The sequence below is a fragment of the Curtobacterium sp. B18 genome (assembly GCF_000333375.1).
In the GTDB taxonomy this organism is placed as follows: Bacteria; Actinomycetota; Actinomycetes; order Actinomycetales; family Microbacteriaceae; genus Curtobacterium.
This window is the reverse complement of record NZ_BACZ01000246.1, coordinates 1-6,227: the sequence shown is the minus strand read 5'-3', so window position 1 is coordinate 6,227 and position 6,227 is coordinate 1. Positions and strand designations below refer to the sequence as shown.

Annotated in this window: 6 protein-coding genes; all 6 read right to left on the bottom strand. The window is 72.1% G+C overall.

The features are described from left to right. Window positions 1–221: 221 nt before the first annotated feature. A complete protein-coding gene (locus tag I5E_RS21320; protein ID WP_148286882.1) occupies window positions 222–677 on the bottom strand; it encodes a hypothetical protein in 456 nt (151 codons plus the stop codon). A gap of 72 nt (window positions 678–749) precedes the next feature. After that, on the bottom strand, window positions 750–1,154 hold the full coding sequence (locus tag I5E_RS06320) for a hypothetical protein (RefSeq protein WP_022906249.1): 405 nt from the start codon (window positions 1,152–1,154) through the stop codon (window positions 750–752). A gap of 92 nt (window positions 1,155–1,246) precedes the next feature. Next, window positions 1,247–3,121, bottom strand: coding sequence for an alpha/beta hydrolase (locus tag I5E_RS22610; protein WP_022906248.1), 1,875 nt, complete (start codon window positions 3,119–3,121; stop codon window positions 1,247–1,249). Further along, window positions 3,118–3,411, bottom strand: a complete 294-nt coding sequence (locus I5E_RS25285; RefSeq protein ID WP_022906247.1) for a hypothetical protein — start codon at window positions 3,409–3,411, stop codon at window positions 3,118–3,120. Before I5E_RS25285 ends, I5E_RS22610 begins: the two co-directional genes overlap by 4 nt. Before the next feature lie 66 nt (window positions 3,412–3,477). After that, complete coding sequence (locus I5E_RS06305) at window positions 3,478–4,854, bottom strand: MFS transporter (protein ID WP_031261727.1); 1,377 nt, start codon at window positions 4,852–4,854, stop codon at window positions 3,478–3,480. A 403-nt stretch (window positions 4,855–5,257) separates the two neighbouring features. Then, a complete protein-coding gene (locus tag I5E_RS06300; RefSeq protein ID WP_022906245.1) occupies window positions 5,258–6,181 on the bottom strand; it encodes an AEC family transporter in 924 nt (307 codons plus the stop codon). Between the last annotated feature and the right edge of the window lie 46 nt (window positions 6,182–6,227).

The following is a 6,227-nucleotide window of genomic DNA, read 5'->3' as shown; positions in this document are numbered from 1 at the left end:
TGCATGGTCGCGTCCCGTACGCGGCAGCGAGATCGCGCTGGTGCTGGACGGTCGGCGTGCTCAGTGTGCTCTGAACCGGGGTGCCGCCGGTCGGCGGAGCGGCACACGCTGCGAGCGTCAGTGTCAGGGCGAGCGCCGTCCCCGCTGCCGCGCCTCGGGCGCGTCCGCTCACCGTCTCGATCCCGTCGGGTGTCGAACGAGTCCGGCTGCGAGGCGCGCGGTCAGCCGAGGTCCGCGGCGTTCCCGGTGCCGCACTTCGACACGCCGCTCATGGTGCTCTTGGTCGTCGCAGCCCCGAACTGGATGCGTTCGACGGCGCCGCCACCACCACCGTTCACCAGGTACCGCTTCGCGCCGGACGTCATCTCGTCCGTCGAGTACTTCACCGTCAATCCGTCCGCCGCCCAGGCTGCGCCCACCGACTTGGTCACGGCCTCCGGGTCGTCGACGCCCGCGCCGGTCCGGACGATGTTGTAGAGGGCGCCCGCCGAGCCGTCCGCGAGCACGCAGTCCTGCGCGTACTCCTCGGACTGGTCCGCGTCCCAGTCGACTCCGGAACGGCGCATCGTCTCCTCGACGTAGTCCGCTGCCTGTCGGCGCTGGTGCTCTGCGGTCGGTGCAGCCCGCGCGGTGTTCCCCTCGCTCGACCCGGGGGCGCAGGCAGTCATCGATGCCACGACGACCACCGCGACCAGCACGGACGCCCGCCCCCTCACAGCGCCGACCACAAGCGCCGCGCGACGGCGCGATCAACCCAGATCTGCCGCATCTCCGGTACCGCATCGTGAAACAGCCGAGATCGTACTGCGATGCGACCCAGCGCCGAACTGCACACTCGCCACCCGACCGCCGGTTCCGCTGACGACGTACTGCGGGCTCCCGTCGTTGTAGGAGTCCGTCGAGTACTGCACGTCGAGACCGTCCGCTTCCCACGCGGCGCCGACCAACCGCTGCGTGGCCTTCGGGTCCGGCACTCCTCCACCGACCCGTGTGACGTTGAACAGGGCCCCGCGACTCCCACCCTCGAGCACGCAATCCTGCGCGTACGACTCGCTCTGGGCTTCATCCCATTCCGCACCGGAAGCGCGCATCGTCTTCTCGACGTACGCTTCGGCGGCGCTGCCTTGCTGCTGGGCCGTCGGGACGGAGGCCATGGACCTTTCCTCTCCTGGTGGGTTCATCGCACAGCTCGACAAGGCGAGTCCTGTCATGACGACGGCGACCGCCTTCAGCACGGGTCTGGATCTCATCGACGCCCTCCCAGGCTCGGTCCACCCGGTGTGTCCGCCCAGTCGTCCAAGACAGTCGGCGTGGCTGCATCCGCGGGAGTCATCCCTCGACCGTCCTCGAATGTTGCTCGAGCAACGTTGCGGAGCGATTCGGTGTTCAAGTTGAAGTACCCCGTGTCCCCACGGTACCCGAGCGGATCGTGCGTCGTGACGCCTCCTCCGTCGGTGTCTGCACCGCCGTTCGTACCGAACGTCTCGGCACCGAAAGACGGCTGCATCGGATCTTGTCGACCGCTGAGCATCCGACCTGTCCCTGCCCAGTCGTCGCGCTTGTCCCCGGAGAACGGTATGCCGTCGGTGCCCTGGCCGGCGTAGACGTGATCCGCACCGAGGTCTTTCGCTCCGTGGATCGAGTTCTCGAGACCGGCCGACGCAACGCTCACGAAGGCGTCGACGTGGACCCCGTGATCGTGGAGGGCGTTCGCCGCAGTCGTCGTGCCGTAGGAGTGGCCGACCAGGTTGAGGACAGGTTGTTCGTCCCGCGAAGCCCGGAAGCCCTGCAGATCGCCTGCGAGCCGATCCGCCCCGGTCCGGGCGGCGTCTCCGTGGAGCACACCGAGGGACGCAGGCGGAACCGGAGGGGCCTCGTAGTTCATCCAAGCGACCACGGCATGCGATGTCCCCGCAGCGTTCGACAGCTCCTGCGTCTGCCAGAGGTTCTGCGCTGCCGTCGTCCACCCCGAAGTGTCCTTCGTGGTGGTCCCCATCCCGGGCACCATGTAGGTCACGTTCTCCGCGGTGTCCACGTCGCCGACCGCCACCGCAGCGAGCGGCGGCTTGTGGTCGGTCGCGAGCGTGAGCAGAGCACGACCGGGCTTCTTCGTCGACGCGAGCGTCTTCTCGATGTTCCGGTACGCGTCGAGGTTCGCCTGCGCCGCCTCGATCCCCTGGTCCGCCGCCTGCGACGCCGGCCACCCGAGCCCCTCGCGCCGCTCCTTCGCGTCGGCGAGGTCCTGCTCGGCCTGCGCCACGGCCGACACGAGCGTCATCCGGTTCGCCCGGTCCCGCGCCCAGGCGGGCAGCCCCGCGAGGTTGCCGACGACCGCGGGCAGCGATGCGATGAGCGCGTCCTGCGCGGCGGTGTGCTCGGCGCCGGTCGTGTCCTTCCCGCCGCCCAGGGTCTTCCAGAGCGCGGCGACCTCGTCGGGTGACATGTCGGCGATGCGGTCGGCGAGGGTGCGGTCGAGCATCAGGAGCGCGCCGAGCTCGGTCGGCGACAGGCTGGCGAGCATCGACGCGAGGTCGTCGTCGGACGCGCCGACGCCACGTCCCTCGATGCTGCCGAGGCGTCCGAGCGTCTCGGGGCCGGTGATCACCCGGAGCAGCGCCTGGTCGGCCGTCGTGCGGTCCTGCACGAGCTGCTCCCACTGCGCGTCGAGCGCCGCGGACCGGTCGCCGGCGTCGGCGATGGCCCGCTCCGCGTTCGCGAGGCTCCTGGCGTCCGCCTCGGTCGCGTCGTCGGCCTTCGCGGCGGAGCGGAGCGTCGGCAGCGTCAGCTGCTGTCCGGCGAGCTCGGCCGCGACGGTCCCGCGCTGCAGGCGGATCGCGTCGGCGTCGTCCTTGATGCGCTGGACGTCCTTCGCGTACTGGTCGAAGGCGTCCCCGGCGGCGTCGAAGAGCGCCACGAGGCCGGACGCGCTCGGACGCATCTCGTCGAGCAGTGCCGCGAAGCGCGTCTGCGCGTCGCCCTTCCACGTCGGAGAGGCGGTGACGTCGGACGCCGAGGCGATCTTCGCCAGGGCGTCCTGCACGGCGTCGGCCCGGTCGTGCCAGTGCTTCCCCAGGGCGGTGATGCCCGCGGGGTCGCCGACGTCCGGCTCCTCGCCGCTCACTTGCCGTCCGCCTGCTTCGCGAGGGCGGCTTCCTGCGCGTCGACCTGCGCGCCCAGGTCGTGCGGGAAGACCGCGGCCTGCTCGAGGGCTGCGTCGACGGCGTCGATCATGCCCTGGTGGGCGAGCGAGAGACCCGCGGTGCGGCTGATCACGTCGAGCACGCCGAGGCAACCGGTGCTGAGGCCCGTGAACCGGGCGGTGTCCGCACCGAGTGCGGTCCGGGCGTCGGTCAGCGCGGTCGCGACCGCCGCGAGCGTCTCCGACTCGATCCGCAGTGCTGCGGCCCCCATGTGTTCCCCCGTCGTTCCCCCTGGACGTCCGCGACGATAGCACCGCCACCACCGGCGTGCACGGGATCAGCGCGCGACCACCGGCTCCCGCTTGACGAACGCCATGAGCACGAGCCCGGCCACCAGCACCACGACGACCCCGAGGATCCCGTACCGCGTCGACCCGCCGACCGTGACGGCGACCCCGAACAGCGCCGGGGCGAGGAACGACGCCGCCCGTCCGGTCGTGGCGTAGAGCCCGAAGAGCTCGCCCTCGCGGCCGGGCGTCGCGAGCCGTGCCAGGTACGCCCGTGACGACGACTGCACCGGCCCGACGAACAGCGCCAGCGTCAGCCCGAGCACCCAGAAGCCCGCGGTGACGTTCCCGACCGCGAACACGCCGATGCCGCACACCGCGAGCCCGATCAGCGAGACGGTGATGATCGCGCGTGAACCGAACCGGTCGTCGAGCCGGCCGGACAGGAAGGTGGCGATGCCCGCGACGACGTTCGCCGCGATGGCGAAGAGGATGACCTGCGAGGGGCTGAAGCCGAACACCTGCGCGGCGACGATGCCGCCGAAGGTGAACACCGCGCCGACACCGTCACGGAACACCGCGCTCGCGAGCAGGAACGCCAGGACGTTCCGGCGCTCGCGCCAGAGCCGGGCGATGTCCCGCCCGAGGTCCCGGTACGCCCCGAGCAGGCTGCCGCTGCGCGAGCGGTCGGGTGCGGCCTCGGGGACGGTCACGAACAGCGGGATCGAGCTCACGGCGAGCCACACGGCGGCGATGCCGATCGCGACACGGACGTCCCACTGCCCGGACGCCACGGTCGCGGGCAGGCGCAGGAGCCCCGCGACGTCGCCGCCGCCGAAGTCCTGGATGCAGAGCACGAGCAGGACGACCAGCAGCACGATCCCGCCGAAGTACCCGGCCGCCCAGCCGATCGCCGAGACACGTCCGGTCTGCTCCCCCGACGCGACCTGACCGAGCATCGCGTTGTAGCCGACGCTGGCGATCTCGTACGCCACGGTCCCGATGCCGAGCAGGGCCGCTCCGAGCAGCAGGTACGGCTGGCTCGGCGCGACGAACACCATGCCGCCGATCGACAGCGCGATCCCGATCGTGGCGATGAGCACCGACCGGCGTCGGTGTCCGGAGGAGTCCGCGAGCCGGCCCACGGCCGGAGCGACCAGGGCGACGACGATCCCGGCGATCGTGAGGGCGGTGGAGACCACGGCCGCGTTGTGGGCGAGCTCCCGCTCGACGAGCGCCTTCCCGGCGGCGGAGGTGTCGCCGACGAGCGCCGGGTCCACGAACGCGCGGCTCGCCAGGTAGGTGCTGAAGACGAACGTCGTGACGACCGCGTTGAACGCCGCCGAGCCCCAGTCCCACAGGGCCCACGACACGAGGGCGCGCCGGTCGGTGCGCTGCGGCACTGCAGCCGCGGGTGAAGCCGTCATGCGCGAACCGTAGCGCGTCCCGGTGTCCGGACGGTGGCCCCAGTGGTGGCGTCCCGACGCGCGTCGCGTGCCCTGGTGGGGACCACGGGACGGACGGGAGGCGCGGTGCCGGCCCGGCCCGCGCCTCCCGTCCGTCGTCGGGTCCCGACACGGGCCCCGAGCGGGCCGGACACGCCGCGCACCGTCCCGCGACCGGGCAGGACACGCCGCGCGTCGCCCCGCGACCGGCCGGAACATGCCGCGCGTCGCTCCGCGACCGGGCGCAACATGCCGCGCGTCGCCCGGCGACCGGGCGGAAAGCGCCGCTACCCGGCGGCGATCGGGACGTTCTCTGCCCGCTCGCGCGACGTCGTGGCCCGGCGCGGGCGCGGGCGCGGCCCCGGCCGACGCCGCCAGCGCGCGGCTACGGGTGGAGCAGGGCGGCCACCGCGACCAGCACGGGCACCGAGCCGATCGTCGAGACGAGCACCACGTCGCGCGCGATCGGCACCGCCGCCCCGTACCGCTGCGCGTAGTTGAACACGTTCTGCGCCGCGGGCAGCGCCCCGAGCGTCGTGAGCACGAAGACGTCCTGGTCCCCCAGACCGAACGCGGACCGGGCGAGCACGAACGCCACGGCCGGCATCACGACGAGCTTGATCGCCGACGCCACGATCACGTCCGCCCGGATCGCGGGGTCACGCAGCGGAGTCGCACCGTGCAGGCTCATCCCGAACGACAGCAGGACGACGGGCACCGCGGCCGCGCCGACCAACGAGAACGGCTCGAGCACCGGCGTCGGCAGGGCGGTGCCCGTCGCCGAGAACACCAGGCCGACGAGCGAGGCGATGATGATCGGGTTCCGGAACGGCCCGGAGACACGACGCGCCCAGCTGCCACCGGCCGAGGTCGCGGTGTCCAGGATCGTGAGCGCGATCGGCGCGAGCACGATGAGCTGGAGCAGGATGACCGGCACGACCGCGGTGGCCTGCCCGAGGACGTACACGGCGACCGGCAGCCCGATGTTGTTCGCGTTGACGTAGCTCGCGGCGAGGGCCCCGACCGTCGTCGTCGCGAGGGGCCGACGGAGCACCAGCCGGAACACGACACCGGCGCCGAGGGCCACGACGACCGCGCTGAGGAGCGACACCGCGAGCATCGGCGACAGCAGCACGTGGATGTCCGCCGTGGCGATCGTGTGGAACAGCAGGCACGGCATCAGCACGAAGAACGCGAGCCGGCTCATCACGAACTGGGCGTGCTGGCCGAGCAGTCCGGTGCGTCCGACGACGTACCCGGCGGCGATGATCGCGCCGATGATCGCGAACCCGGTCAACACGCCACCCATCGCCCCCATCCTTGCACCATGTGACGTGGCTCAGGCCGGAAATGCG